This is a genomic window from Variovorax sp. YR634 (assembly GCF_900106655.1).
Taxonomy (GTDB): domain Bacteria; phylum Pseudomonadota; class Gammaproteobacteria; order Burkholderiales; family Burkholderiaceae_C; genus Variovorax.
The window spans coordinates 1-25932 of sequence record NZ_FNOL01000010.1 but is presented as its reverse complement, the minus strand read 5'-3'; the positions used below and the strand labels follow the sequence as shown (position 1 = coordinate 25932).

The 25932-nt window shown below is 60.2% G+C and carries 25 protein-coding genes; 12 read left to right on the top strand and 13 right to left on the bottom strand.

The window, feature by feature from the left end:
• Window positions 1-2: 2 nt before the first annotated feature.
• Both BLV60_RS17890 and BLV60_RS17885 read left to right on the top strand, forming a co-directional pair.
• Complete coding sequence (locus tag BLV60_RS17890) at window positions 3-533, top strand: very short patch repair endonuclease (RefSeq protein ID WP_093056617.1); 531 nt, start codon at window positions 3-5, stop codon at window positions 531-533.
• Window positions 442-1770: an MvaI/BcnI family restriction endonuclease gene (locus BLV60_RS17885; RefSeq protein WP_093056616.1), complete on the top strand. Its 1329-nt coding sequence runs from the start codon at window positions 442-444 to the stop codon at window positions 1768-1770. Before BLV60_RS17890 ends, BLV60_RS17885 begins: the two co-directional genes overlap by 92 nt.
• A 57-nt stretch (window positions 1771-1827) precedes the next feature.
• Here BLV60_RS17885 and BLV60_RS17880 read toward each other — a convergent pair whose 3' ends face one another.
• Window positions 1828-3024 carry a hypothetical protein gene (locus BLV60_RS17880; RefSeq protein WP_143042598.1) on the bottom strand — a complete coding sequence of 399 codons (1197 nt, stop codon included), beginning with the start codon at window positions 3022-3024 and terminating at the stop codon, window positions 1828-1830.
• A 641-nt stretch (window positions 3025-3665) separates the two neighbouring features.
• Between BLV60_RS17880 and BLV60_RS17875 the strand changes: the two genes are divergently transcribed.
• From BLV60_RS17875 to BLV60_RS17865, 3 genes are read left to right on the top strand one after another with little or no spacing between them, the layout of a single operon-like run.
• Window positions 3666-4397 carry a hypothetical protein gene (locus BLV60_RS17875; protein ID WP_143042597.1) on the top strand — a complete coding sequence of 244 codons (732 nt, stop codon included), beginning with the start codon at window positions 3666-3668 and terminating at the stop codon, window positions 4395-4397.
• Window positions 4369-5622, top strand: coding sequence for a hypothetical protein (locus tag BLV60_RS17870; protein ID WP_143042596.1), 1254 nt, complete (start codon window positions 4369-4371; stop codon window positions 5620-5622). Before BLV60_RS17875 ends, BLV60_RS17870 begins: the two co-directional genes overlap by 29 nt.
• Window positions 5623-5665: 43 nt before the next feature.
• Entirely contained in the window at window positions 5666-6283 is a 618-nt protein-coding gene (locus BLV60_RS17865) for a DUF1353 domain-containing protein (RefSeq protein ID WP_218132237.1), read from the top strand.
• A 236-nt stretch (window positions 6284-6519) separates the two neighbouring features.
• Here BLV60_RS17865 and BLV60_RS17860 read toward each other — a convergent pair whose 3' ends face one another.
• The 4 genes from BLV60_RS17860 to BLV60_RS17845 all read right to left on the bottom strand — a co-directional run bounded on the left by BLV60_RS17860 (window position 6520) and on the right by BLV60_RS17845 (window position 10822).
• Window positions 6520-7275 (bottom strand): DUF6339 family protein, encoded by a 756-nt coding sequence (locus BLV60_RS17860; protein WP_093056612.1) that lies wholly within the window; start codon window positions 7273-7275, stop codon window positions 6520-6522.
• On the bottom strand, window positions 7259-8113 hold the full coding sequence (locus BLV60_RS17855; RefSeq protein ID WP_143042595.1) for a hypothetical protein: 855 nt from the start codon (window positions 8111-8113) through the stop codon (window positions 7259-7261). Before BLV60_RS17855 ends, BLV60_RS17860 begins: the two co-directional genes overlap by 17 nt.
• Window positions 8110-9948 (bottom strand): hypothetical protein, encoded by a 1839-nt coding sequence (locus BLV60_RS17850; RefSeq protein WP_093056610.1) that lies wholly within the window; start codon window positions 9946-9948, stop codon window positions 8110-8112. The genes BLV60_RS17855 and BLV60_RS17850 overlap by 4 nt, the downstream gene beginning before the upstream one ends.
• Before the next feature lie 559 nt (window positions 9949-10507).
• Window positions 10508-10822: a helix-turn-helix domain-containing protein gene (locus tag BLV60_RS17845; protein WP_371127380.1), complete on the bottom strand. Its 315-nt coding sequence runs from the start codon at window positions 10820-10822 to the stop codon at window positions 10508-10510.
• A 146-nt stretch (window positions 10823-10968) separates the two neighbouring features.
• Here BLV60_RS17845 and BLV60_RS17840 point away from each other — a divergent pair, with 146 nt between their 5' ends.
• From BLV60_RS17840 to BLV60_RS17825, 4 genes are all read left to right on the top strand, one after another.
• Complete coding sequence (locus tag BLV60_RS17840; protein ID WP_093056771.1) at window positions 10969-11541, top strand: helix-turn-helix domain-containing protein; 573 nt, start codon at window positions 10969-10971, stop codon at window positions 11539-11541.
• 356 nt (window positions 11542-11897) lie between these two features.
• Window positions 11898-12479 carry a hypothetical protein gene (locus tag BLV60_RS34675; RefSeq protein ID WP_256329264.1) on the top strand — a complete coding sequence of 194 codons (582 nt, stop codon included), beginning with the start codon at window positions 11898-11900 and terminating at the stop codon, window positions 12477-12479.
• Window positions 12472-13578 carry a relaxase/mobilization nuclease domain-containing protein gene (locus BLV60_RS17830; RefSeq protein WP_093056608.1) on the top strand — a complete coding sequence of 369 codons (1107 nt, stop codon included), beginning with the start codon at window positions 12472-12474 and terminating at the stop codon, window positions 13576-13578. The genes BLV60_RS34675 and BLV60_RS17830 overlap by 8 nt, the downstream gene beginning before the upstream one ends.
• A gap of 351 nt (window positions 13579-13929) precedes the next feature.
• Window positions 13930-14181 (top strand): helix-turn-helix transcriptional regulator, encoded by a 252-nt coding sequence (locus tag BLV60_RS17825; protein WP_093056607.1) that lies wholly within the window; start codon window positions 13930-13932, stop codon window positions 14179-14181.
• A gap of 258 nt (window positions 14182-14439) precedes the next feature.
• Here the strand turns inward: BLV60_RS17825 and BLV60_RS17820 are convergent, their stop codons facing one another.
• The 8 genes from BLV60_RS17820 to BLV60_RS17785 all read right to left on the bottom strand — a co-directional run bounded on the left by BLV60_RS17820 (window position 14440) and on the right by BLV60_RS17785 (window position 22457).
• Window positions 14440-14841: a hypothetical protein gene (locus BLV60_RS17820; RefSeq protein ID WP_093056606.1), complete on the bottom strand. Its 402-nt coding sequence runs from the start codon at window positions 14839-14841 to the stop codon at window positions 14440-14442.
• Window positions 14838-16235 (bottom strand): ThiF family adenylyltransferase, encoded by a 1398-nt coding sequence (locus BLV60_RS17815; protein ID WP_093056605.1) that lies wholly within the window; start codon window positions 16233-16235, stop codon window positions 14838-14840. Before BLV60_RS17815 ends, BLV60_RS17820 begins: the two co-directional genes overlap by 4 nt.
• A complete protein-coding gene (locus BLV60_RS17810) occupies window positions 16235-16747 on the bottom strand; it encodes a M67 family metallopeptidase (protein WP_218132236.1) in 513 nt (170 codons plus the stop codon). The genes BLV60_RS17815 and BLV60_RS17810 overlap by 1 nt, the downstream gene beginning before the upstream one ends.
• On the bottom strand, window positions 16704-17162 hold the full coding sequence (locus BLV60_RS17805; RefSeq protein WP_093056603.1) for a DUF7665 family protein: 459 nt from the start codon (window positions 17160-17162) through the stop codon (window positions 16704-16706). Before BLV60_RS17805 ends, BLV60_RS17810 begins: the two co-directional genes overlap by 44 nt.
• A gap of 10 nt (window positions 17163-17172) precedes the next feature.
• Window positions 17173-17670: a hypothetical protein gene (locus tag BLV60_RS17800; RefSeq protein ID WP_093056602.1), complete on the bottom strand. Its 498-nt coding sequence runs from the start codon at window positions 17668-17670 to the stop codon at window positions 17173-17175.
• A 100-nt stretch (window positions 17671-17770) separates the two neighbouring features.
• Complete coding sequence (locus BLV60_RS17795) at window positions 17771-21094, bottom strand: UvrD-helicase domain-containing protein (RefSeq protein WP_093056601.1); 3324 nt, start codon at window positions 21092-21094, stop codon at window positions 17771-17773.
• Window positions 21091-21726: a hypothetical protein gene (locus tag BLV60_RS17790; RefSeq protein ID WP_093056600.1), complete on the bottom strand. Its 636-nt coding sequence runs from the start codon at window positions 21724-21726 to the stop codon at window positions 21091-21093. The genes BLV60_RS17795 and BLV60_RS17790 overlap by 4 nt, the downstream gene beginning before the upstream one ends.
• Complete coding sequence (locus BLV60_RS17785; protein ID WP_176928817.1) at window positions 21723-22457, bottom strand: RNA polymerase sigma factor; 735 nt, start codon at window positions 22455-22457, stop codon at window positions 21723-21725. Before BLV60_RS17785 ends, BLV60_RS17790 begins: the two co-directional genes overlap by 4 nt.
• A gap of 643 nt (window positions 22458-23100) precedes the next feature.
• On the opposite strand from BLV60_RS17785, the gene BLV60_RS17780 reads away from it, so the two are divergent.
• The 3 genes from BLV60_RS17780 to BLV60_RS17770 are packed head-to-tail and all read left to right on the top strand — an operon-like array spanning window position 23101 to window position 25625.
• Window positions 23101-24390: an AAA family ATPase gene (locus tag BLV60_RS17780; RefSeq protein WP_093056598.1), complete on the top strand. Its 1290-nt coding sequence runs from the start codon at window positions 23101-23103 to the stop codon at window positions 24388-24390.
• Window positions 24387-24914 (top strand): hypothetical protein, encoded by a 528-nt coding sequence (locus BLV60_RS17775; RefSeq protein ID WP_093056597.1) that lies wholly within the window; start codon window positions 24387-24389, stop codon window positions 24912-24914. The genes BLV60_RS17780 and BLV60_RS17775 overlap by 4 nt, the downstream gene beginning before the upstream one ends.
• A gap of 9 nt (window positions 24915-24923) precedes the next feature.
• Window positions 24924-25625, top strand: coding sequence for an RNA ligase family protein (locus BLV60_RS17770; protein ID WP_093056596.1), 702 nt, complete (start codon window positions 24924-24926; stop codon window positions 25623-25625).
• The last annotated feature ends 307 nt before the right edge of the window (window positions 25626-25932 follow it).

Genomic DNA, 25932 nt, shown 5'->3' with positions numbered 1-25932 from the left:
GGGTGACGGACGTCGTTTCGAAGGCGGTCCGGAGCCGGATGATGTCCGGCATCCGGTCGCGCGACACCAAGCCCGAGGTGTTCTTGCGCAGCGCGCTTCACGCTAGGGGTTTCCGGTTCCGTATTCACCGCAAGGACCTCCCCGGCCGTCCGGACATCGTGTTGCCCAAGCATAGGGCCGTCATCCAGGTCCACGGATGCTTCTGGCACGGGCATCAGTGTCAGCTCTTCAAGTACCCCGCTACAAACACGCAGTTCTGGCGCCAGAAGATCGGGCAGAATCGGGCGCGCGACCAGCGTTCGGAAGAGGCACTTCTGGCGCTTGGCTGGCGGGTTCTCACAGTCTGGGAATGCGCCACGCGTGGAGCCGGGCGTGCGACACTCGCCGACGCGGTCTGTGAATGGATCGTTTCGGGCGAGGAGAGAGGCGAACTTGGAAAAAATGGCGCTGGAACTGCCTCTGGCAGGACTGATGAAGATCTTCGGGGAGGCGGGCGTTGTCAGGGTGCTAGCCAAGCCGCTGGCACAGAATGACAACTCGAAGCAGCAGATCTATCTGGGTGGCAGCTTTGATGTTCTCAACGAGCTTCCATTTGGCGAGGTCTCCGCAGACGACAGTGTCAAGGATCCCACTTTTAAGGCGGCATTGGATTTCCACTGGCTTACGCCAGCAGGACAGTTCCAGCAGGCTCCCGGCGCGCAGCTGATCCTCTATCCGCGCTACCCCGAAGTTCGTCTTTCAGGCTTTCTCAAGGGCTGTGCTGCAGCTCCATCGGAGCACATGCGGCCTGTGCCAAGGGCGCAGCGCGGCGAAAAGAATGCATGGGACGGCCGTGTCCTGTTCTTCGGCATCACCCGTGACGATCGGGTCCTTGCCTTTCTTTCTTTGCCGGACAGTGCAGCCAGCAGCGACTTCGAGCAGTTGCGCGCCGGCTGCGCGCTGAAGGCTATCGGTCGGCTCTACACGCTCCCGCCGCCTGGCCCCGTCGGGCAAACTCCCCAGGAACTTCAGGCTGCGCTCCTCGCCGCACTTGTCGACATCGCGCGGCTTGGTCCGACGCCGTCCATCCGTCTTGGACGGGACGGCAAGCCCAGACCCTATGCGGCGACCAATGGTGGTGGATATACGCTTGAGGCGCTGCTCGGCATCCTGCCGAACGGGCGGTCCGAGCCGGACTATCTGGGCTGGGAGATCAAGGCAATCAGCAGTGACCGTGTGACCCTCATGACGCCCGAACCGAATGGCGGTTTCTACGGCGAGAAAGGTGTGCAGGCGTTTCTGCGCAAGTACGGGCGCGCTCGCGGTGATGACATCTACTTCACGGGTACTCATCGCGTCGGCGTGGCAAGTACCAGCGGTCATACCTTGCAGCTTGCGGGCTTTGACGTGAAGAAGCAGACGATCGAGGACGTCAATGGAGGCATCCAGCTGATGCTGCACGGCGACGTCACGGCTTCCTGGAGTTACGCGGCACTTCTTGAGCACTGGGGCCGCAAGCACGCCCAGGCCGCATATGTGAAGTACGAGAAACAGGCGGGGAGTGAGCCGCTGTACCGGTTCACGGGCCCCGCGATGCTGGGTATCGGGACGGACTTCGGGATGTTCTTGTCGGCGCTTGCTTCGGGGCTTGTGGTCTACGACCCGGCGCCGAAAATCAAGGATGCGCATGGTCCCAGGCCGACGACCAAGGCCCGCAGCCAGTTCAGGATCCGTACCGGCAGCCTGTCAGGCCTGTATCACGCATTCGAGACGGTCAATCTGCTGCCTTAGGCTGATGAGCCTGTCGGGGGAGCAGGGCAATACTCGCAGCGGCTCTGCCCTGAATGGTTACCGGTCCAGCCGTCGGGCAGACAGGTAGTGGAATGTCGCGGGTGGTGCGGCAGGCAGGTCACCTGCGGTGAGGAATTCCACCATCCTCCTGCCTCCTTCGTCGCCAAGTTTCAGTCCCTCATGGAGGCGTCTGATTTTCGACCAGCTGATACTGAACTGCTGCCTGCTTGCGTTGCGCTGGCCGCTGTCCCAGCCGTGCGTCTTGAGTGGCGGGCCTAAAAACGCATCTTCGCCGCCAAGACTGGCCGCGAGCCAAGTCCAGCTGGTGTTCAGCGCGCGATCGTCAAGCCAGTGAAGGGGCGATTCGTTTTTCTGCCATCTTGGGGCCACCAGAAGGATGTGCAGGGGGGCAATCCCCATGGAATCCATCATCCGCACAGTGTTGACATGCGGATGCAGGTCAAGCCCGAAACTTTGCGAGCCTGATGCCGGATACTTTCTCTTGAATTCGACGCAGCGCAGCTGTCCGGCAGGGGACAGCACCATCATGTCGATATCTGTCGGATCACGACCAAGTGCGGGACTGAGAATGCAGTTCATCAACCGGCGCTGGATGGAAAGCGCTGGCAGCCAGGAGAGAAGCAGGGGGTACTTGCTCATCCAGTCGAAAGCCGTGTAAGCCATCGCCGTGTCCATGTGGTCCATGGATCGTGGGGGGCGCCACGTTCCGGGGGGCGTCAGGTCTGCAAGGGCTTCGGCAAGTTCCCGCTCTGGCCGCCATGCTCCTGATACGCGTTCCGAGGACACGAACCCGTTCGTATCGGGCCTGAACATGACCCGGAAAACATGTATCGCGATGCCACTCCGCTGTACCTGTATGGCCAAATGCGAGAGCAAGGCCTCGTCACATGCGTTCCACCCATCCTCCTCGTCGATCAGACGGAACCAGTAGGCACTGTTGCCCGCTCCGTCATATCCGATGTGCCACCCGAAGGACAGCGTCAGACCGGCATGCTCCTGTGCAATGGCCCGCATCCTGTTTCTGAAGAGCAGCTCGAACACGAATGCGTCAATGCGACGGCGTCCCTCTACAGCCAGCTGCTCGAAGATGTGCCTGATCTCTGAATGGCGAAGGGAGCCGTCAGCGAGGCGCTCGCAAATCGTCTCCATTGAATGCAGCCCTCTCGTCTGTGCCGATCCTGCGCTCTCTAAGTCGCTCAAACCTGAGCCTGCAAAGCGAAACTTACGTGCCACGGCGCAGCCTCATCCGAGGCTCGTAAGGTATGGGCCCGAGGTGACATGCCTGTTGTGTATCCCGGTGAATATGAGGTCGACATCCCCGGCCGCGAGAAATGACGGACATTGCGACGGCCAGAAATCGAAAAGCGGGGCAACTGCGCATTATCTTCAGTTTGCTGTCCCGTGGCATCGCGCAGATTGTGTATTTCCATCGGAGCCCGTAGAGGCTTACTGTTAGCGGACGGTCGAAAAATTCAGCCCATGAGGAGGCGAGGAATGCGCAACGGTGTATACGGGAGAACTTGCGTAGCCTTGGTTGGCATTGTGCTGGGCTTTTCTGTGTCTTCAGCATCAGCAAACTGTTCAACCTCGAAGGTGCGTAGTCTTGCTTCCGAGGGCAGGACTGCAACCAGGATTGCCGATCTGTGCGATATGGACCTCGACGAGGTTCGTGACATTCTCGACAAGGACAAGGACAAGGACAAGGCGATCGCGGAGCCTTCACCACAAAAGGGGCTTCTGTCAGGGCAAGCAGTCGGTCCCTGTGGATGCTGGGGGCCGGCGATGCCCGGGATGAAGCTGAGCAATCCGGCATGCCAGAGCCGTATCGCAGTCACTGTTGCTTGCTCGGCATATTGTGTAGGAGGCGGGGCTGCATGGACGGCCATTTGTCAATGATGAATATGACTTCAGGCCGCGCCGTACGAGTCGCTTTTCAGGGCACCGTTCTGGCGGTGTTTGCTTTGGTCATGGCAAAGTCCCTTGCCCAGTCATTGATTCCGTCCCCCGGGTGTTTGTATGCAACCCATGTGGGTGACTCCGAACAGCCTGCCTGTGAGATGAAAGATCCGTTGGACCTGCAACAGAACGATCATATGCTGCGCGCGATGAAGGTGCTTGGAATAGATCGAAAGACGGTTCAATTCCGGGGGTGCCTGGGGCTATTGCTCAGCGTCTCTGAAATGCGGGGAGGTGCGGGGCCCCGCTATGTCGTGAATTATCCAGCGGATATCCCGGTAGTGCGCTTGATCGCTCCCCTGCTGCATGAGCTTGCCCATGTTGCTCAGATGCAGGAAGCCGGCGGTGCGACGGAACTTTCCAGTCTGAACAACATGATGTCGAAGAAGATCGAACTTGGAGCCGACTTTCTCGCCGGGCATTTGTTCAAGGTCGAATTCAAGGAGTTTGAACTCAACGCATTCGAGCAGAACCTTCTGGTCCATGGTCTCTATCGGGAAATGGCGGGCCGGGAACACGGGGACCCGAGGCAAAGGGACCTGGCGTTCCGAAGGGGGGTGTTTGGCCGGGACGCGGACCTTGTCAACGCGACAACATCTCAACTCATAAGGATCTTTCGCGATGAACTTTATCAGTTGGTTATCCGGTAGGCTTCCCCTGGCTGCCGCTTCACTCGTTCTCCTGCAGCCTTCCCTCACTTTTGCCCAGATCGATTTGAAGGGGCTGGATGCGTGTGGGGACATTGCCCGAGTCGTCTCTGCCCTTGAGAACTCGTGGCCTCCCTCCGGCTCGTACTGCCGGGAAGCGTCCTCCAGCCTTGAGAAAGCGCTCATGGATCGTGGTGGCCGTCAGGCGGGAGTGTGCATTCTCAAAGCCGCCCCGGTCCCCTTGCTCGAAGGCTTCACCTGCATCGCACCTCCATCGAGAGATGCACGCACCTCGGTACTTGATTGTTTCCGCAGGTCAAAGGTCGAGGAGATCGAAGCGTACAAGAGGGACTATGAGAAGCTAGTGATCAAGGAGAATGCGTACCTTGCCGTCGCTTCGGCGTGCAAGTCATCCAACGGAAGCGCGACCCATTCGACTGGCACATTGCTGCCTCCCCTTCTGGCGTTCATTACCAAATTTGAGTTGGGGTTTGCCTCTCCTCAGGGGAAAGGCAGGACGTCCAATTCGCTGGTGCAGCATGGGTTCGCGTCGGTCGATCCCTCGATTCGCGGAAACACCGTATCCGCTATCGAGTACATATCTTTCCTCACTGGAGCCAAAGAAGTGCAAGCGGCTCCCAGGCAGGGGAGGGAAACGGGGCGCTGGGTTCTGCGTGTTGATGTTGACGGGGAGGTCAACAATCATGTCGCTGCACTGAGCGGATCGGCAGGCGTACCCGTATGGGCTCAGTTTGTCTCTTTTGACCTCTCCAGTGTCAGTGGTTCCCGGATATCAAGCAGCGACGCAAACCGGGTTGTCGACGGCCTTATGCGTCACATCATTTCCTCGCTCAGATCGGAAGGGTTCCGGGCGATGTCAAATGAGGAGTACGAAGCTGCAACCGGAGGCTCCAAAAGCGACCTTCCCCGCAAGATCATGGCTTTGCAGCCCTATGGGCGTCGTCAGTATTTTGCGAATCCGCGCGAGGTTGAACTGATGATGCTTCTGTCTACGCGCCCGTGTACGAATGACGACAGGGGGGCATATGGGGCTTTGGCAATCTCCCAAGAGCCCGAAGTGCTTACGAGATTGCATCAGGGCAGCATCAGTCTCGTTCTCTATGGCTTGGGGGACTGCTCTCGCAATGTGCAAGGTTCAAGGGCATTCATCAGGGAGCTGATCGGCCAAACGACCGACCTTGTGAGTTCATACCTGGAAAAGAGATAGCGTTCTTCAACTGCTTTTGCTTGCACGCAAGGAGGTACTGACCATGAGTATTTCACGACGCTCTGCTCTGGCGGCAGGAATGGGATTGGTGATCTCACCTGCTTCGCGTCTGGCTCGTTCGCAGACCGCTCCGAAGCAGAGCTCCTATCATGACAAGGCAGCCATGGATGCATGGATGCAAGGCTGGATGAATGCACCACATGCGTCAAGTGAGGCTTTGCACCTAGGCCGATTTGCCGATCGTCGATACTGGCTTCTCAAGCAGATTCGATGGACGCCGAATCCGGGGCAGAACGCATCGCCAGTTACGGTTCCCCCGGGATTTGTGACGGACTTTGCCAGCATTCCGCCGGTGTTCTGGTCAGTTCTTCCACCTGACGGGCAATATACCTATCCGGCAATAATTCATGATTTCTTGTATTGGGAGCAGAAGGTATCAATAGAAGAAGCTGACCGCGTGCTGAAGTATGCAATGGGGGATTTCAAGGTCGACGCCGCGTCGTCGGTTGCGATAAATACGGGAGTGAAACTCGGAGGCCCGAATGCCTGGAGCGAGAATGCACTGCTCAAGGCAAAAGGAGAAAAACGGATCCTGAAGAAATACCCCGACGATCCGACGATGACTTGGGCGATCTGGAAGGAGCAGCCTGGTTCTTTGTGACGTTACGCCGCATGGGCGGTCAAGTCAGGCGCGTTTCGCACACGCTGAGTCTGGCGCAGACTGCGTCAGACCGGTCGATTCCATGCAAGGGCGGCAGCGCTGACACTGGATCAGTAAACGTCGATAGCTGACAAGTGATGTATGTCGCCATCTGAGCACGTTCTCCCTAGTGGAGTCTTCTCATTTTCGAGACGAGAGGCCAAGCTTGGCATTCGCTTGCTGCTTTTGAACAAGGGTTAGCTATTTTTTGTGAACGACGGGGTTCGCCGTTCCTTTGCGACATTGAGACACTGGGCCAAGTGTGCGTCGATTTCTTCGGAGGGGAGCGCCTCGAAAACGATGCCGCCACTTCGCTTGTTCACTTCATACATGAAGTCGGCCACCGCAGCATCATCGACACTGAACCATTGGTCACCAAGCAGGCGGACAATTCCTTCGATCAGTGGCTGCCGAAATGCCGTGTCGGCCCGGTCGATGATCTGAAGACGGATGTTCGCTCTGGCCAGCAATCGCTCGAGTCCGAGGTCGAGATTGCCGGGGCTGGCGAGCCTTGCGACGTGGCCATTCCACCATAGTCGGCCGATGGCATTGTCGTCGCGACAACCAGGGAGGCCGTGAGCGAAAAAATGCAGCCGCACCTGATTGTCCAGGCTTTCACTTTTTCGCAGCCAGCGCGCACGAGAGTAATCAAGGCATTCCACATGGCATAACCTTGCCCAGATCCGCTCATCTCGGGCGAGGGCGGGCGTCATGCCTTCCAGGCCTTCGTAGATCAGTCGAGAGTTCCTGAGTTCAGCCTCGGGTGAGCTTTCCGGGATTAGCTTGTGGACGATTTCAGGGTCCCACCGTGCAACTTTGGTTTCGATTGCCCATCCACTGTTCTTCTCCAGATCCAGAAAGTCTCCTGCGCTGTATCGATTCAGGTTCTCGCTGCGTGTTTGCAGAAGTTTCTCGACGACAGAGGTGGAGAGTAGCTTAAGAGGCTGCAACATCGACGGCGTCCTCCTGTTCGATCATTTGGGCCAGCGAGGCAAACGGATGCGCCAGCAGTCGCTGTGCATCCGTTAGCAGATCAGGCTTTCCGATATCAACATTGGAGAGCCGGCAACGCTCCAGAAACGGATGAAGCCACCGGTATTGCTCGAAGTGTTCGCTGCCCTCGGCAAGTTGAACAAGAACCTGCATCACCACTGGAACATAAACGCTGTTCATGGCTACAGCGCGAGTGGTTTCATCGGCCTGCCTGAGGCCTTGCACGAGCTGAAACGTGCGCTCTCCCATCAGCACTGTGATCCGATCGTGTTCGGTATCGATTTCAAACTCGTTCTCACCGACTTCCTTCGAGAGAACAATCTCGAAGATCGACTCGATCGTCGGTAGGGGTGGTCGGGTGACCTCGATGACCTGCTCTTCGCCGAGAGCAAGTATCTGGCCCGGTGCGATTGAGAACGTTCCGGAGAATTCCGCATGGACTCCGGCAGGTCTGTAGCTTTCGATCGCCTGGATTGACCAGACCATGGGCCGCAACTGCACGTTGCCCAAGAGGGCGCCAGGAGCGAAATGCCGAATACCGGAAGGGAAGCCAAACTCCTGAAGGCGTCTCATGCCGGTGTCGTGGCACTTTATGTAGCAGCCAAAGGTTGCAAGTCCCTCCTGTATCAGGTGCGCAATGTCGGGCTGGTCCAGCGTGGCAGCACAGTGCAGGGAAACCTGGTTGTCATCCGGATTCTCGCGAAAACTTATCTGTGATGTGAATGAAATTCCATCGAAGTCAGTTGACCACGGTGCAAGAACAGGGTGCGGAAAGCTTGTTGTTTCGGATACTTTCATTCGGCCCCCGCCTGCGGTTGGAGCGAGACTGCGACAAGTTCGATGGGCCCGGCAAAGGGTTCGGAGAACACAACGTCAAGTTGTACGCGCTTGCCCTTGCTGATTGCTACTTCTATCGCGCCGCCTGCCGTTGCGCCGGCGGAGCTTTTGACTACCTGCAGGTCGGTATCACTGGTGAGGCCTGACGCAGCGACTCGGAGCTCTACGTTGCCGTCGTCGCCGGGGGTGAAGAAGATCGTGCGCTTCCGCTGGTCCTGTACATCGCCTAGCACGGAGCGCAGTTCCAGAAGAGGAATGGATGGACTGGCGCCAGTTCTGGGTGACTTTGAGGCTGCACGAGTTGCGCGCTGCGTGCCTTTTCCTTTTCCGTCTCCTTTACCGCTCGTTCCTGGAAGCCTTGCCCGCTTTCCGATGCTCGCAGAGCCATATTTGAAGTGCTCCGGGTCCTTTTCGTCATCCACCTTGCTGCCATTTCCCGGGTCCGCGAAAAGGTGAGAGAGCTCGTCTAGGTGACTGCGGCTGACGTCATCCATCTTTGCCGCTGATCGGATGATGTCCCGCATTTTCCGGATGAGCGCCTTGATCTGCCTTTTCGCTGCATCCCGGTCGGTCGAGTTCACGATGCGTTCGGGTTCGAGCGCATCATGAGCAGGGTTCTCGAGTTGCTTGAGAAGTGAACTGGGCTTGCGGCCGGCTGGTTTCCGGGCGGGTTCGAGTACGGAGGTGAACTCGCGCGTGCCGGGAAATCGGCGCAGGGGCTCAGAGAATTTGGCGAAGTTGTCGGTGATGTAGATGCCATTTCTCAGGACATGGGTCTCGCGTGGCATGCCTTCCTGGACCAGAAGATGAAAGTCGAAATCGCCAAGATCAGCGACGTGGATGGTTTCCCTGATCGCTGCTTCGGAGCGCATGCATTCCACAAGGCGAAGCGCGCGGTCCAGTTCCTCGCTCTGATCCGCATCCGCAGCGACTTTCTTCAGCTCCGGCGAGGCGAGAATGCCGTCGAGCGATACGCGATTGATATGCAGACCGTTGACTACAAATTCGATCTCTTGGCGCTCGATGGCAAGGAAGAAGTTCGTCACAAGTGACAGGGCCATCCTGTCAGCCCATTGCTCCTCTTCGCGGAATCCGATGGAAAAGATCGATGTCCCGACCGTGGTGCGTGCAAGCCAGTCCGGCACCGCCTTGTCATCCTCGATTGCCGCAAAGCCCGGACTTCCCCAGTAGCCCTCGGCGCCAAGATTCTTTTCACCGTTGATGTGCGAGATCAGGCGGAGACGGCCTTGTGCCGCAAACCTTGTTTCGCCGGTACCTTCTTCGAGGTAGCAGGTGGAGTAAATGACGGTCTGAAGATCTGAGACGGCAAAAGCTGCGTTTTTTCCGATCCCGAACGAGCCAGCTGAAGTCATCTCAGCCTTGTTTGTCACGCCGTCACCCTTGACAAGTGCCGCAAAGACTGACCCGGGGTCGGTGGTCGGCCCCTTCAGTCCAGTCGTGTGGTAGTCGGATATCTCGAGTACTTTGATCCGTGGAGCACCGATGGCTTCGTGTGCCCGCAGCAGGTGCTGCCTGGTTTTTTCATCTTGGGGCGCCAAGAGGCAGCACTCGATCGAATGCTGGAGCTCGTCAGCGAAGGGGATGTCTGCGCGGGGCAGTTCATGCAAGTTGAAATGAACGCTGACCGGAAGATTTCCTGAGGCTGCGTCCCTGCTGTTCTGCCCGGTCTCGCGCGCACAGCTGGTATAGGGAGAGCCGCGGAATGTCTCGAAGCCTGCGTATGACAGGCCTTCAATCTTCCCCGCCTCGTTTGTCAGAAACCGTACTTCCGCCATACAAATTCCTTGGTATCAAGACTTCCCGATCGCATCATCCGGATCAGTCCATTTGCGGTGGGGTGAACCAAAGCAGGGATGTGTTAAAAAATATTCCCCAAGGGGTAGACAGGACCCAGCGCTGAGCACGATCCGATGAGCTTCCGGCAAGAGCGCAGAACGCTGACATCGCCAGCGAGCCAGGATTGGGTGTGGCATCCCCCTTAGCGTCGTAGGCGGTTGCAGGCAGAACCGCATTCTTTTTTGTGATCCACGATTAGCACCAGCCTCGACGGCGAGGATGCTTGCCATTACATGGTATGGGCGTGTGAGTGCCGCGTCATCCCACAAATCAGTGAGCTCCAGCGCGAGGCTTGTGTGCTACCAAGTGTTCGGGTAACGAGGATGGATAAGCCTAATTCATCAGGGGGCAGGTGCAATTCACGTCCCAAACTCTTTATCTCAGCTGGTGACATCGCTACTGGTTGCATCTGAGCCAAGTGAGTGAGCTCGCAGAGGGCTCTTCAATAGCGCCCCGTGAAGACTCATGGGCCAGACCACAAGGAATGCGGCTAAAGCCTCAAAGCCGCGCTTTGGTTGCCAACTCGGCCATGGAAATGCCGATGCCCGCAGCAATCTGCACCACGGTCATCACGCCGGGGTTTTGCATCCCTCTTTCAATGCTGCTCATGTAAGAGCGGTCGATGTGACTGCGGTGTGCAAGTTCTTCCTGTGAGATTCCATGTGCCTTGCGCAGCGCTTTGATCGCAGAGCCAAGCGCCAACAGCGCCGGGTCGAGCGCGTGTTTGGGCGAGGCAATTGGCATGGACAAAATGCTCTCGCCATGTGTACGATTGCACCACGGACGATCTTCCACATACGGGCTGACCAGCATGTACCGCATCGTTCTAGACCAGTTCCTGTACACAGAGGCTGCCTTGTATGTCGCGTAGATATACCGCTTCACCCCTTCCAACTGTCCGACCTTTGCGCTTGCCGGTCTCGGTGACACGGGCTCGGCCGCGGGCGCCAGAGCCCGTGGTGAGAAGCCTGTCTGCCGCACGCGTCGGCGCGCAGGTCAGGGCGTTGCGCATGGCGGCTGATATGTCCGCCGGTGCGCTGGCGCAGGTATCCGGGATTTCCTCATCAATGCTCTCGCGCATCGAGCGCGGCTTGGTCTCGCCTTCTGTGGAGACTCTTGAGCGTCTCGCGCAGGGCCTGCACGTGCCGGTCTCTCGCTTCTTTGGCGACCAAGCGCGCCGCACGGACTTCTGCCATGTACGGGCGGGACATGGTGTTCTAGTCGACCGCATTGGCGCGGTGGCGGACTACCGCTACGAGCTGCTGGGTCACCTGCTGTCGGGCAACCTGTTCGTCGAGCCGTATCTGGTAACGCTGCTGCCCGGCGCCGATCCCTACGTAACCTTCCAGCATCCGGGCCTGAAGTTCCTGTACTTCCTCTCGGGGGCGGTCCGTTACCGTTATGGAGCCAAGGTGGTCGAGGTGAGAGCGGGGGATTCGCTACTGTTTGATGCGACAGCGCTGCATGGGATCGAGGCGATTGGAGGCCAGCCGGTGTCGTACCTATCGGTAGTGTTCACGCTGCGCGAGTAGCCTGTCTGCAGCGACGAGGTCGAGCTGCCAAGAGACAGATCCCCCACTGAGTAATTGCTCGCGCACTTGGTATGCGCCGTAGCCCAGCCTTCTCTCCTTCGCTCGGTGTTCGGCATACCGAACACCAGACAAGTCTCGCATGGTTCTAGCTAGTGAAGGCTTTCTTGTTCGATGAAGGGCGAGGAAACTTGTGATGCAGCCGTGTGGAATACTTGTGTGTGGAATGGATCACTGAGCGCCGTCCCCTGGACGTGGCGGCTGCAGCAAGAAGTTGAAACTTTGAAGGCTGAGTCCTTGCGCGGTGTTGAGGGCAGGATAGACTGCCGTCAGACATTGTTAACAGCCATGGCGTTGCGATGACTAAGACCTCTCGATCGAGCCGCGTGATAGCTACTCGGGTGCCGCCCGAGACGAGGGCGCATTTCGTCGCGCTGGCCGCGCGGCATCATCTCAGTGCGTCGAGCCTGCTCGCGAAGATGGTCGACGAGGTCCTCAAAACCAACGGCGAAAGCTGGCTGGACCCGGGTGGACAGCGGCCTGCAGGCGAATCGGAAAACCGCCCCGGCCTGGCGGATCGCCTCACGCTGCGGCTTCGTACAGGCGATCGCGCGCTGGCGGCAGAGCGAGCCCGTGTCCGTGGGATGAAGACAGCCAGCTACCTCGCCCTGCTGATCCACAACCATGTGCGTGACGCGGCCGTGCTGCCGCCGAACGAACTGGACCAAATCAAAGTGACCGTGGCCCGACTGGCCGCGTTGGGGCGGCAGCTCCGAATGTTCGGCATGCCGAACACGATGCCGGCGCCGTTGACACCGGACCTCGGCGAAGCAATCGCGCGGGTCCGGCGGGAAGTCGAGGAGGCACGCGAAGCCGCGGCCGCCATCGTGCGCCGCAACCTTATCAGCTGGGAGACCGGCGCCGGGAGTGCCCATGCCTGAACAGACGGCGCGCATCGGCCGAAACGGCCGCGGCGCAGCCGATGCGCCGCGCGACATGACCCTGGACATCGTGAGCTACGGTCGGCGAGGACCGGGCGGCACGCTGCGCCTCGGCGCCGACCAGATCGCCCAGATCCAGCGCACGGTGGGGCGCACGCCCGAGGTGATGGTGAAGGTCTCCGGCGGCGCACGGGAAGTCGGCGGCGTCGAGGCCCATCTGCGCTACATCGGCCGGCACGGCAAGCTGCAGTTAGAAACCGACGAGGGACTGGCGTCGCAGGGCCGGGGTGCCGCCAAGGAGATCACGGCCGACTGGCAGCTGGCGCTTTGCAGAAGCCAGTACAAGCCGAGACCCGCGCTGGGGCAGAAAGACACCCGTGCGAAGCTGGTGCACAACATCGTCCTGTCCATGCCCGCCGGCACGCCGCCGGGCAAGGTACTGGCCGCGGCGCGCGTCTTTGCGCGCGAGAACTTCGCGCTGCAATATCGCTACGCCATGGTGCTGCACACCGATCAGCCGCACCCGCATGTGCATCTGGTGGTCAAGTGCGAGCACGAGTTCGAGCCGGGCAAGCGCCTCTACATCCGCAAGGAGACATTGCGGCAATGGCGCGAGCAGTTCGCCGAGCTGATGCGTGAGCAGGGCGCGGCGGCCAATGCCACACCGCGGCAGGTGCGAGGGCAGACGCGCAAGCCCTACAGGGATGCGATCCATCATCGGCTCCGCGCGCTTCGGGTGTTCGGCCAACTGTCGCCGAGCGACCGGACCAGGCATCGGCCGCCGAAGACCTCGACCTTCATGCGCGCCAAGCTGGACAGGGTGCTCCAGGCCCTACAGACAAAGCGAGGCACCCTGGATGCCGGCAAAGAGACCATGCAGCGCGCGCGGCAGGAGGTGGTGGCGGGCTGGTGCGCAATTGCGGATGCGCTTCGAAGTCAGGGCCAGGCCGAATTGGCCGATCGGGTGGAGCGCTTCGTCGCGCGCATGCCGGCTGTGCAGACTGATGCGCAGCGAATGGCGGATCGATGGAGGGAGACAGAGAGAAGTCGAGCGCCGGAGCGCGCGGATGCCAACTCGTCTGGGCCACGTGTCCGATGATGGTTGAGCCGTCCTCGTTTCAGCGGACCTTCTGCGGGGTTGCCCGCCTTGATACCGTGACGGTGTGGTCGTCTGAGCGTGGTAGTGCGTGTGCCCGGGCCAGGGCGTTACCTCCTATCAAAACTGCCAGTTGTCAGAAGCTGTGAGTCGTCGCACGCTCAGCGCAAATCCATGCGGAAGACGAGTCTAGGGGGCGCTGGGTGAGGCTGCAATTGCCGGGGCGAGTCCGGATGGCAGCGCTGCTCTGGTTCCGGTGCCGGTTCTGCTTTTGCCGGGGGGTTTCAAGTCAGAAATTCACCGTCGGTACGCAAGCCGCTACTTGAAGACTCGACCCAACTTCAAGGAGTTGTCATGCAATTCGAACCCCATGTCAATCATCGCCATGTTGATCTGTCGAGCGCGACAGGCCCCGCATTTTTTCGCATGGCCGACGTGATACGCATCACCGCACTGAGTCGCGCCACCTTGTATCGCAGGATTGCTGGAGGCAAGTTTCCTCCTCCTGTGCATTTGGGCGGACGCGCTTGTGGATGGCCGCGTGGGGCACTTCAGCGCTGGATCGATGATCCGGAGGGGTACTCGGACGATTCCCGAACCAGCTGATTTCAATATCGGAACCTAGCCACGTCTTGGCTGGTTGACTTCCACTGGGCGGTCGGAGATCCAGTGACTACGACCGGTCTAGACTGATCTGAGTCATTCGCGTGCGGATGCGTGAGCGGCAGCATCCACCAAAACCGGTCATTGAACGCTGCAGGCGCCAAGCTGCACCGGCGAGCGCGTGCCCAACACACAAGTGAAAATACGGCTCAGGGAGCCGTATTGAACACAGCCGAAACCGTTTGTCAGGCCCTGACCGATTCAATGCCCAATCAAGCGGCTCACGGCTTTCGACACAGCGCTCAGGAAGGTCACGTCGTCGCCGTCGAGGTCAGCCTGGCCAAGATGCTTCCAGATGGCGATGGCCGAGCACACCAGCAGGATGGCGACGCCGGCCCACTGACAGGGCGATATGAAGCGGTGCCACATGACCTGGTCCAGCAAGTTCGCGAAGGCCGCCGCGGCTGGGCCCTTCAGGGTGGCCTTACGGTCCGCGGTCCAGGCAATCATGCAAGCCGGCAACGCGGCGTAGAAGACGGCGAAGCCAATCACGCCCGTCCAGAGGGCACCGACGGGGCCGAACCTAGCGGCGATGTGTGCGGTGTCGTCTACCGCGGAGAAAAGGCTGTCGCGGCGTCGGCGGCGGTAGGGACGCCTGCTCACGCGGCCTCCCGCGCGGGGCCGGACGGCCGCTTCTCGGCTTGAACGAAGGCCGTCTGCAGACCTTGGTAAGGCGCAGGTGCTGCGCCAGTGCGATGGCGCAAGCTCTTCAGCTGCACGTCCAGGGTGGCATAGACCAGGCCGCCGTGGAGCGGACGCATCACCTCGGCCAAGGCAAGCACCGCTGCCAGCGCGCCAACGAACGGAGTGGCCACAGCGCGCGAGGCCAGCAGCGACATCCCGCAGATGTCTTTGCGCTCGTCGGCAAGCTTCTTGTAAGTGTCATTCAGCTCGGTGGCGGCCTGCGCGGTGGATTCGGCTGTCCAGATTTGGGACGGCTGGCGCGAGCCCGGGAACGTGTGCATGCGGATGTTCCGGAAGTCGCGATACCCGCTGCCCAACCCCGCCTCGACGACCAGCGAGAACTCGGCTGTATCGAGGTCGCGGCGCGCGGCAACGTTGTCGACGCCGAAGAGCGCAGCAATCGGCTCGTCGACCATGACTCGGTGTCTAGGGCCGAATCGGCGCTCGACCAGCGCGGTGGTGAAACCGGCGGCCTCGAGGCGGCTCGCCACCGCCCTGACCTTCGGCTTGAGCAGGTCGGCCGACCACAGCAGCAAGCAGGTGCTGAGATTGGACTTGGCCGCCTTGTCGAAGTCCTGGAGCACCAGGTGCGGGCGACCGTCGACCGGGTACGGCAGCATGCCCAGCGTCCAAGCGTAGGCTTGGCCGAGATGGCCCAGGCCGATCAGCCACAGAGACTTCGGCAAGTAGGCGAGCTTGGGGCCCTTATGCGCGTCGTCGCGCCAGTCGACGACGGCCACCGGGTTCCAGAGGGACATGCCGACGCTGCGGTGGCCGGCCTCGGCGAGGTCGCCACGGACGTGCATGAACGCCTCGTTGACCCCCAGCGCCGCGGCGCCAATGCCGGCGAGCGGGTTGTCGTCAGTGCAGGTCAGCTCGCCGCCGACACTGACGGGCGCAATCGCGAAGCGCCAGTGGTCCCAGCTGAGCTGAACGCAGAAGGCGGGCGGCGGTCCATCGGGGGCGGCACCGAGCACGAGCGTCGGCAGCGCGGTGGAGGCGTTGGTGACCACAGGCGCGCCGAGCTCCTCAGCGACTCCCCGGGCGCTGCGACCTTGGTACAACGGGACGTCGAGCGTGAGGCCCAGGTCACCGTAGACCTCGACGCCGCCAAGGAAGGCGCGCATGGCCGTGTTCAGCGCGGTCAAGAAGCAGGCCTGGCCGGCCAGTGTGTTGGCCCAGCCATGGCCCAGGTGGATGCGCAGCCTGTAGCGCGAGAAGAGCGCCACGGCCTCCTCGGGCGAGGCGACCTCGCCGGCGTCCAGGGCCATCTTTGCCAACCGGTGCATGGAATCAGCGTTGAACTGGGTCATTAAAAAACTCCGGCATCGGTAAGTCGAATGAGGCCGCCGGCATCGGAACCCGAGTACGAATCCCACTGGTGGTTGCCTTGGTAGACATAGAGCCCGAGGTCGCGCGGGCGCGGGTTGTCCTTGGCAAATCGCGGCACGATGAGCGCGATGTGGCCCTTCAGGGCGACCATGGGGTTCGTCCGGTCTGAACGGCTCTGACCGGGGCCGAAAGGGTGCGTGTGCACGTCGGCCACGACAGTCATGCCGGTGGCGCGGCAGACCTCCCAGAGCTTTGCGAAGCTGTCAGCCTTCAAGGACACGTAGTCGTTGCTGAAGGCGTCGGGTTGCAGCTGCTCGTAGGGTACGAAGCGCAGGACCACGCGGCCGGCGCCGGTCTTGCGCCCAAGGAGGAAGGCTCCACTTTCGCGAACGCCGGCGCCTTGCTCACGCAGATGGGTCATCAGGTCCGCCCAGAGCGCGGCCGGCAGCTCAAGCAGGGGCGCAGGCATAGTCGCGACTTTGAAGAAGTTCATGGACCACCTCCAGGTAGTGGCTGATGCCCTTGGCGGGCTTCCAGATGAGTTGCGGGTACTGGGCGAACCAGCAGTCGTGGCCGACAATGCTTTCGCGGTCGCAGGGGATGTAGAGCGCATCGCCGTTCTTCCAGCCGGGCTTGAAGGCCAGCTGCAAGCGCTCACCGCCTTGGGGCCACTTGTCGAAGGTCAGTTTGCTGTTCGTCGACAGGTCCCAGAACGTGCCCGTAGGCGGCGTCGTCGGGAAGCCGCTGCAGTCCAGGCGCAGCGTGTACTCGCGGCGGTCGCGGGCAACGACGTTGATGTAGACGAAGGGCCACTCCAGCTTCTTGAACTGCCAGCGGTTGCGGTCTTCGCCCGAAAGAAAGCATGCCGACACGAGGTCGGCACGGAGCGATCGCTCGTCCGGTGCCATACCTCTCCCCTTAGCCGTTGATGCGGTGCGCGGGCACCAGGTCGAAGGTGACCTCGCACTGGGGGCACTTTGTCAGCGTGCCGATGTGGACGTCGACGTCGGGCTGCTCGGTCTTGCCGGCAATCTGCAGGACGTGCTCGGCGATGTCGCCGGGCGCCATGCCCAGCTTCTTTCCGGCCCACAGGCGCACGCGGCCGACGGTGGTCGCCGGGCGGAACTTGTGGTGCGCGACATCGGCGCCGAAGCGCACCTTCACTTCCACCTGCTTGCAGCGGTGCAGGTGGACGCGCACGCCGTGCTCCTTCTTCAGGTGCTTCACGTGGGTGGCGTGGCCGTGGGTGTCGTCGTCATCGTCCTCGACCGAGAGGGTCAGGTCGGACGCCTCGGTGCCGGGCGGCAGCAGCGCGAGGACGGCGTGCTTCAGCTCAGCGACGGTCGCCTCGTCGTTGATTTCGACGAACTTGATGTCAGAGAAGAACTCCGACTGGATGTAAACGCGGGTTGGCATCGCTGCTCCTTACCGTTGGTTGAGCTGCGCGGGATGCGCTGCTCATGCTGGGTAAGTCGCAGGAAGCCGTTGAAATCGGAAGTGCGCTGACCGGCTGGGCCTAGGCGGGGCAGTGCAGGAAGTGTCGGCATTTCGGGCACTCCCAAGGATTGGGTCGCGCCTCGAAGGCTCCGCCCATCACTCCCTCAGCCGCCGCCACGGTGAATTTGTTGTCGAACTTGGGGCTGTCAGGCCACAGCGTCTCTTCCTCTCCCGTGCTGAGCACGTGGATGCGAGCCAAAAACGAGAGGCTCTTATTCGCCGCAGCCAAGTGTTTTAGCATCCAGCGGATTGCGGACCTTTGCCGGCCAAGCTTGCTGGGTGGCTTTGTCCGGACGAAGTGAATTGTGTAGGTATCCCCTGAACTCGTAATGCGGTGTGCCAGCACGTTGATATGCAGCCCGGAGTACTCGACCTGGAACGGCGTAGCCATCGCGGCGCGCGGCGCCTGCATCAGGCTGTGTCCCGCAGCCAGAAGATGGTCTGCGTAGGCGCGCAGGTGAGGTAGTGAGTCTTTGAAGGCGTGTCCAAGTGATGCCAGCGTGCTTTCGACATCATTGGCAGCGACTGAGGGGTCCGCGCCGTAGGGGACGAAAAGCTCCCGCATCACCGCGCCTTCAATCAAGGCTGCGGGGTGTAGACCCGACGCGGGTTTGAGGTTCTTGACGAAGTCGTAGTAGTACCGCCTTGAGCAGACCATGTAGGTCATGAGGCCAGCGAACTCGCACCGCCCAAAATGGTGGACAGGCACACCCTTCGACTGCGGTATCGCCGCTTTGGGTGCCGTCGCGAAGCCCTGAACGGGTTGGAGAAGATGGGCGGCGTCGGCGACTGCGCTCACGCATTGCGCCTTGTACGCGCCTTGGCTCTCGTATAAGACGAGGTGCTCGCGTGCCCTTGAGAGCGCGACATACAACTTGTTCGAGGCTTCAGTTTCCTCTTCGAAATTCTTGCTATGTTGAAGAGACTGCAGCAGGGATTCCGGCACCAAGTCCGGGTCAGCGCCCATGCGGAAGTGCTTGGCGTCGATGTCGACAAGGTGGACGGCCTCAAACTCAAGCCCTTTGCTGCCGTGAATGGTCATTACGGCTACGGCGTCGAGGCTGTCTGCTTCTGGCGGCGGCACACGCAGCTCGCGGTCATCGCCGATGCGCAGACGGCGCCGCAGGCGAGAGATGAAGCTTCCGACGGTTTGGTACGCATGACCGCCATCGGGCACACGCAAGAAGTAGATGAGCTGCCACAACGCAATGCGCCGGGTCACATCGAGGATACCGCTGCCCTCCAGGTGCGGGGCGAGGATGCGTGTTCGGTCGAGCAGCAGCGTGCAGATGACGTCCCAGGGCGAGTCTGCCGACGAAAGGCCATCGAAGACGGTCTTCCAATGAACGAGCACTCCGGTCCCTTGAACCGAAAGCCCATCGGGCGCGGAATCGAGCCATGACAACGCATCCGGTCGAGCGCTGTCGAGCCAAGCGAGGATGAGGTCGACGTCCGTGGGGGGCATCTCTAGGCCTGGCAAGCGCGAGACACGCAGCAAGCCGCTGCCTGAGCGGTCGATGAACAGCTGGAGAAGGGCCAGCAAATCCTTGGCCTCAGGGCGCTGGAAGATGTCGCCAAGGTGAAGGGCAGGTATCCCTATGGCGTTCAAAGCGTCCGCCGTATCGCCACAGGTTTCGTGCGTGCTGGCCAGCACCACTTGATCTCTGTACGCAACGCCGAGGTCATGGATGCGGGCGACGTTGGCCGCAACTTCACCGCGAACGATGTCAGTGGTGGCGCATTTGACATGGCGCGGCTTCACGCCGCTCGCGCCGCGGGCGGGCTCTACATCGTCCAACGGAAGGATTAGCTGGAGCGGGTGGGTAGCCCGTCCCGAGTGTTCGAAGACACGCACGACCTCTTCATAGCTTCGCCGGTTCTCGTTGAGCGGAAAAGGCTGGTACTCCGGGTAGTCCTCACCGAAGTTGACGATGCTGCGCATCGAGGCGCCTCGGAAGCGGTAAATGGCCTGACGCGCGTCGCCGACCACCCAGAGGGTGTCAGCATGGGCTGCGAGCGCCTTCACCAGCTGCGCACTCGCTCGGTTCACATCCTGGTACTCGTCGATCAGGACGTGCTTGAAACGATCCACGCTAACTTCGAAGCTTTCGTAGTTGTTTGTCAGCGCCAGCGCCGGGAGCATCACGAGGTCGCCCATGTCCACGAGGCGCGCGTTGTCCTCCGTCTTGGCCTCGTAGCAGCTGTAGAGCTTGGCCACATCGCGTCGCCGAGCAAGCAGGTCCGCCGACGTCTCTGATGCCGAAGCCTCCACCGCTGCGGCATACGTGGCCGCGTCAGCCAGCTCGTCCTTCGCACGTTGAATGGCCTCGACGACGGTCTTCAGCCAGTCGAGAGGGTCACCCAAGGGGTTGAACGCTTGCAGGCCCAAGCCGTAGATGTGTGGCTCAAGCACCGCAATCTCGGCCATCTTGTCCGCGACCCCGAAGCGGGACTGAAGGCCGAACTGCTCGCAGTTTTTCCGCAGGAACTCCAGCCCGAACGCGTGGAAGGTGCCGACCCACATCTGGTGGGCGTTCTCCACGCCGAGCTGTTGCAGGCGGTCCACCAGTTCCCGTGCTGCTCGGTTTGAGAAGGTCAGCAGCAGCAACTCTTCGGGCTTCGCACCATTTGCCAAGAGGTGCTGCACCCGCATCAGCAGCGTGGCCGTCTTGCCGGTGCCCGGGCCTGCTTTCACCAACGATGTCTTGGCCTTGGACTGGGCGGCCGCTATCTGCTCGGCCGTCGGGATGATGACCTTCGGCGGTTCGGGGGGCTTTTCAACTGGCTCTGGAAGCAGGAGGCCATCCAGCAGTTGTTGTCGGACCAATTCCAAGGGTAGATCGAGGTCTGTTGCAAGCTGCTGCGCCGTTTTTCCTAAAAGGAACAAGGTGCGCGCCACTTCTCTGGGTAGCAGCAGCTCGCGGGCGAATATGTTGGCTTGAAGTTCAGCGCGCTCGCGTGCGCCGTAGGCTTCAACTTTCTGGGCGCCGAACGTGTCACCGTTCTCGGGCTTCAGCGTGCTGTCGACAACTTTGTGGCAGCCTTCGTGCGTCTCGTGATGAAGCTTCCAGTGTCCGAACTCATGAGCCACGAGGAAGGCGCGCTCGCGCTTTGATACGTCGTTGCGGACAACGATGAGGTGGAAGTCGTGGTCCAGCACTGCATCGGCCCCGCCAAGCGCTTTGTCCGAAGGGTTAGCATCCGAAATCTGGAAGTTCTCAGCGTCTTCGTGGGCGACGGCAGCGATGACGACGTTGGAGGCGATGCCAGTTGCGGCAGCCTCTTTAAAGAGGTCCTGCCGCAGCTGTATCGCGGCCTCCCGAGCGCGATGGAAGGGTGTCACGTGACGTCTTCCTCGGTCTGGAAGGCCAGAAGTCGCTTTTTCTCGTCCTCGCTCACCGGCAGGGAGCGGACGGCGCTCTCCCAAGTCTCCGAGCCTGGCGCATCTGGTGGGCGGGCTGAACTGTAGCTTCTAGACCCCGCGAGTTGCGGCCCCAGGCATTGCCTCAGGTCCGCCTGCAATACGTGAAGGTGCTGGGCCAAGTCCCTGACTACTCTCGCTGGGACGTTGGTGATGGTCGTGAGCACCTTAACCATGAGCAGCGGGTTGCCACCGAATCCCACGGCAGCCGCGGCACGGGCCAGCTTGGCACCAATCAAGGTGGACACGGCACGCTTCGTGGTTTCGATGTCCGAGGGCGGCGCGGCCTGCCCGTCGATTTCGTGAAGGCGATTTAGAACGTAGCTCTGAAGGCGAGAGACGGACTCTTCAGAGACGTCAGCGGTGTCTGCCGCGGGCACGTCCGGCGAAGCCTCGTAGGCCGACCAGAGGGCGGCGAACTCGAGGATGTCCTCGCGATATTCGGGGTGGGCTTCGCAGGCGCGAAGAACCATGTCGGGCGACGGCTTGGCGGCAGAGAAGAAGAACTCGTCCAGAACTTCATCGAGCGACAGGCTGCGGATGGGCGATGTCATTGCTTGAACTCCTTCCGCATCTCTGCGACTTTGTCGAGGGCGGTGTTCTTATAGGTGTTGATGGTTCGAGTGCTGACGCCGAGGGCGACCGCAATGTCCTTGACCGGCATCTCGTCCACGAACAGCATCGTGTAGACGTAAAACTCTTGCTTGGTGAGGACAGCCTGGAGGCGGGCGACGAGCTGAGCATGCTCTTGTTTGCTGGCCAGCGCGTCGGCCGGCGTGTCTGGTTGGCGAAGCGCGATGACCCTGCGAATGGTTCTGTCCGGGTCGTCGTCTTCGTCCGAGACGCCCATGGCATCTAGGCTATCCTGAAACTTACGCTTTTTGGCTAACAGGCGACGTTGGAAGTCAGTTGCACGGCGTCGAAACAGTTGACCGAACAGTTTTTCGGCATGCGCAGCGTCGCCGGGCCGCTTGACCAGGCAGTCCCAGACGTATTGGGCTAGCTCCTCCGCAGCTTGGTCGCGATCGGCAATGAGCCCTGGGACGACGCCGCTGCGCACGACGAAGCCCCCGGCGAGGCTCAACAGGCGCCGTGACAGCACTCTGGAAAGCATGCCAAGTCGCGCCTCGTCTTTTGCCTTGCGGGCTCGGCCGAACATGCGGAACACCTGCTCATCGGGAACGAAAAGCGGGTCGTTTTGCCAATCCGTGCGTGCCAGCCTTACTAGTAGGGCGCGGACGTCAAGGGCCTCTATGGCCGCATCGTCAGGGACTTGTTTGTTCATCGCTTTTTCCATTGGTCATGCGAACACTCTCCTCTGGTTTCAGGGGATGCCCCCTCGCATGCCTAAGTCGCAAGATGAAACGGAAATCGGAAGCCGCCTGGCATAGCGGGGTGAAATCACCCGCGGAAACTGGCCCGGGCGGCAGCGGCCTTCCCCCGGCTCAGTATGCGACAGCTTTTCGTTACATACACGCGGCATCAGATCTTTTTGGCAGCCCTCGCGGCGGATTTCGGGATGACCCGGGCCGGCCGGCGCCTCGCCAATTGGCTTGCGAGAATTTAGGCATGCCTCTCTCAGCCGAAGCCTGTGCCCTCGCGGTGGCTGAAGGCCTTGCTGTTTTACCCACCGCTTCGAAGGTCGAGGACTTCCTCACGCTGAGGATAGCCGCTGCGTTCACCGCCGAAACCAGGCCGCGGCGGCTGTCTCGAAATGCGCGATGACGGCAGAACGACCGGAAGACAAAGCTAATCTGCGGTGCACAAGAGATGGGCACTGGGAACGCGATGTCGGGAGGAATCAGCGCGATCATGGGGTTCGACAATAATGGCGCTTACAAACAGTCCTCGAGCAGGTGCAAGGCGCCGTTTGATTCATTTCCCGTAAGGTGCGGGCGTTGAGGGGCTAAAACGGGGAAATCAAACTGATGTTTATGCAACTGCGACTGACAAACTTCAAGGCTTGGGAGAGTCCTCCCCCTATCGATTTGAAGCCCGTAACGATGTTGCTAGGCACAAACTCATCGGGCAAATCAACGCTGATCCAAAGCCTTTTGTTGCTCAAGCAAACGGTTCGATCACCTGATCGAACCGTTCACCTCAACCTCGGAGGCGACGAAGTTAACGATTTGTTCAACTTTGGTGGGTTCGACGACGTGTTAAATCAGGCCGCCGAAAGCCCGCGTCAGTTTTCAATCGGGTTCGACTTCCGAGGCAGGGGAGACAGCGGCCGGGTTAGCGCTGGGCAATTTGATTGCACGTATGGCCAAACTTCCTCGGGCAGCGTGGCAATTCAGACATTAGACCTGCGAACCGACTCTCGCCGGTTCAGGGCAATACGCCGTGACAAAGGCGCCTTCTCGATCATGGTGGACGAAGAGGTGCAACCTAGGTTCAAAGGCCGTAACTATGCGCCGGAGCGATCAATTGCCTTTTCTGCGGACGCGATTGCGGACCTTAATCAAGATGGACCTATCGTCGAAGACCTCAGCTTAGCCATTCGGCGTGAACTTGAGGCGATCAGCTACTTGGGACCTTTGCGGCGGAAACCGGAACGGGACTACCCTTGGAACAAGACAAAGCCCGGCGATGTGGGCATTGACGGGCGTAGCGCAATCGATGCGCTGCTGGCCAGTGCCTTGCTAAAAGGTGACGAGCAGAACTACGTCGTTCAGGGGGTGTCTTCCTGGTTGGCGAAAATGAAGCTGGCTGACAGCCTTGAAGTTCGTCAGCAGGGGCGGTCTAACCGCTACGAGCTCATCGTTCATCGTGATGGAGCAGCTTGCAACCTCCGTGATGTGGGGATTGGCGTGTCGCAAGTGTTGCCTGTCCTTGTCGTGGCGCACTTCGCGCCAGCTGGCAGCACCATCATGTTGGAAGAGCCTGAAATTCACCTGCACCCGTTGGCGCAGTCTGTTTTGGCTGAACTGTTTGTGACGATCAGTCGGCAACGGAAGGTGCAGTTCGTCGTCGAAACGCACTCCGAACATCTGTTCCGTCGCATGCAAACCCTCATTGCCAAGCAGCAAGTGAAGCCAGATCAGGTTGCCATGTACTTCGTTGAGCGCGACCGCAAGGCGGCAAAGCTTCGCGAGCTATTGTTAGATGAATTTGGCCGCGTGAAGAATTGGCCGGAGGGGTTTTTTGGTGACGCGCTTGGGGAAACCCGTGAACAGGCTAAATTGATGTTCGAGCGTCAGCGGGGCGCGAGGGCATGAGGGCACGTTATGTAGTTGATACCAACGTGTTGATTGCCGCTAGCGCGGCAGACCCCACCCACCCCAACGACATTGACGCCACGCCACCTGACCCCGCGCTACGGCTCGTAGTATGGAATTGGCTGAGCCAGTTTCAGCAGAGCGAATCTCGCTTAGTCCTAGATGACGCAGGAAAGATCTTTGAAGAGTACGAGAACAAGCTCGGGTTCAACGATTTCGGCATCCAAATGGTCATGCACAAATGGGGTATGTCCGAAGTCGACGTTGTACCGGTGGATTTCGATGTCGATGGTTATGGTGTCTTGCCCGATGTATTGACGCCAGTCATCCATGACGCTGAGGACAGGAAGATGGTGGCGGCCGCAATAGCAGCAAACATACTTTATGGCGAGGGATGCGTTGCATTTGCCGGCGACACTGACTGGCACGATTGGGAAATTCATTTAGCGCAGCATGAAGTGTTGCTGGAGCCAATCATTGAGGATTGGTCACGCCAGAAGCATGCCGAGAAGCAGCAAAGATAGAGTTTTAAATTGACGACCGACTTCTTCCGCTTTCCCCACACGCCGCACTTGGCTTGGCTAGGCAAGGATGCGCCGCGTGATGACAAGGTGTTGTCACCTATCGAGATCCAAGAGCTGCTTGCGGGTGTGGTGGTGGTGGAAGAAAAGCTTGATGGAGCGAACTTGGGCTTCTCTCTCGACGCCAGTGGCGTTCTACGAGCGCAAAATCGTGGCCAGTATCTGGCCGAACCTCACGCTGGTCAGTTTGCCCGCCTGCCCGCATGGCTGTTGCAACATGGCGAAGCACTGCATTCCGTTCTCAAGCCCGACTTGATTCTGTTTGGCGAGTGGTGCGCCGCACGCCATTCGCTTGACTATGTCGCTCTGCCCGACTGGTTTCTGCTGTTTGACGTGTACGACCGCGCGGCTGGGAATTTCTGGAACACGAAACGACGCAATACTCTAGCTTCCATCGCGGGACTAGTAACCGTGCCCCAACTAGTATGCGATAAGACTTCGGTATCGGAGTTAAAGCAACTAGTCGCCACCGCGACCAGCCGCTACCGCAAAGGACCGCTGGAGGGGGTAGTGGTTCGCCGAGAATCAGCCCAATGGTGCGAGGCTCGGGCTAAGCTGGTCGGCAAACACTTTACCCAAGCCATTGGTACGCATTGGCGCAAGCGCGCGATCGAGTGGAACCAGATGGGCTTCTCGAGAGAAGTACAGGCATGAGCGCCGAAGCCTTACATCTTGAGCGAGGCATACCCGCTGGCAGGCCATAGGCGCGCGGCCGAGCCACGTCGCCCTTGAGGATTTCTAGATATGTAGGCTTACCGGATCGAATTTGACGTCCGCAATCGCACGCTGAGCGGACAGCCGAGTGAACATCGGTGAGCTTCTGCTCTGGCTGCGTAGCCGTCTTTCGCGTCCGCCCGCTTCAGACTGAGGCTGTGTGAAAACGCATTGAATCCGTGAATACCGTCGCCTAGATTGAGACAACGCCACGAACTGGGTTGCCACATGAAGCGATTCATCGAGC

Coding starts and splice junctions, on each gene's coding strand:
- BLV60_RS17885 (WP_093056616.1), top strand. CDS start 442: ATGGCGCTGGAACTGCCTCTGGCAGGACTGATGAAGATCTTCGGGGAG.
- BLV60_RS17875 (WP_143042597.1), top strand. CDS start 3,666: ATGGACGGCCATTTGTCAATGATGAATATGACTTCAGGCCGCGCCGTA.
- BLV60_RS17870 (WP_143042596.1), top strand. CDS start 4,369: ATGAACTTTATCAGTTGGTTATCCGGTAGGCTTCCCCTGGCTGCCGCT.
- BLV60_RS17865 (WP_218132237.1), top strand. CDS start 5,666: ATGAGTATTTCACGACGCTCTGCTCTGGCGGCAGGAATGGGATTGGTG.
- BLV60_RS17860 (WP_093056612.1), bottom strand. CDS start 7,275: ATGTTGCAGCCTCTTAAGCTACTCTCCACCTCTGTCGTCGAGAAACTT.
- BLV60_RS17855 (WP_143042595.1), bottom strand. CDS start 8,113: ATGAAAGTATCCGAAACAACAAGCTTTCCGCACCCTGTTCTTGCACCG.
- BLV60_RS17850 (WP_093056610.1), bottom strand. CDS start 9,948: ATGGCGGAAGTACGGTTTCTGACAAACGAGGCGGGGAAGATTGAAGGC.
- BLV60_RS17845 (WP_371127380.1), bottom strand. CDS start 10,822: ATGCTGGTCAGCCCGTATGTGGAAGATCGTCCGTGGTGCAATCGTACA.
- BLV60_RS34675 (WP_256329264.1), top strand. CDS start 11,898: ATGACTAAGACCTCTCGATCGAGCCGCGTGATAGCTACTCGGGTGCCG.
- BLV60_RS17830 (WP_093056608.1), top strand. CDS start 12,472: ATGCCTGAACAGACGGCGCGCATCGGCCGAAACGGCCGCGGCGCAGCC.
- BLV60_RS17825 (WP_093056607.1), top strand. CDS start 13,930: ATGCAATTCGAACCCCATGTCAATCATCGCCATGTTGATCTGTCGAGC.
- BLV60_RS17815 (WP_093056605.1), bottom strand. CDS start 16,235: ATGACCCAGTTCAACGCTGATTCCATGCACCGGTTGGCAAAGATGGCC.
- BLV60_RS17810 (WP_218132236.1), bottom strand. CDS start 16,747: ATGAACTTCTTCAAAGTCGCGACTATGCCTGCGCCCCTGCTTGAGCTG.
- BLV60_RS17805 (WP_093056603.1), bottom strand. CDS start 17,162: ATGGCACCGGACGAGCGATCGCTCCGTGCCGACCTCGTGTCGGCATGC.
- BLV60_RS17800 (WP_093056602.1), bottom strand. CDS start 17,670: ATGCCAACCCGCGTTTACATCCAGTCGGAGTTCTTCTCTGACATCAAG.
- BLV60_RS17790 (WP_093056600.1), bottom strand. CDS start 21,726: ATGACATCGCCCATCCGCAGCCTGTCGCTCGATGAAGTTCTGGACGAG.
- BLV60_RS17785 (WP_176928817.1), bottom strand. CDS start 22,457: ATGAACAAACAAGTCCCTGACGATGCGGCCATAGAGGCCCTTGACGTC.
- BLV60_RS17780 (WP_093056598.1), top strand. CDS start 23,101: ATGTTTATGCAACTGCGACTGACAAACTTCAAGGCTTGGGAGAGTCCT.
- BLV60_RS17775 (WP_093056597.1), top strand. CDS start 24,387: ATGAGGGCACGTTATGTAGTTGATACCAACGTGTTGATTGCCGCTAGC.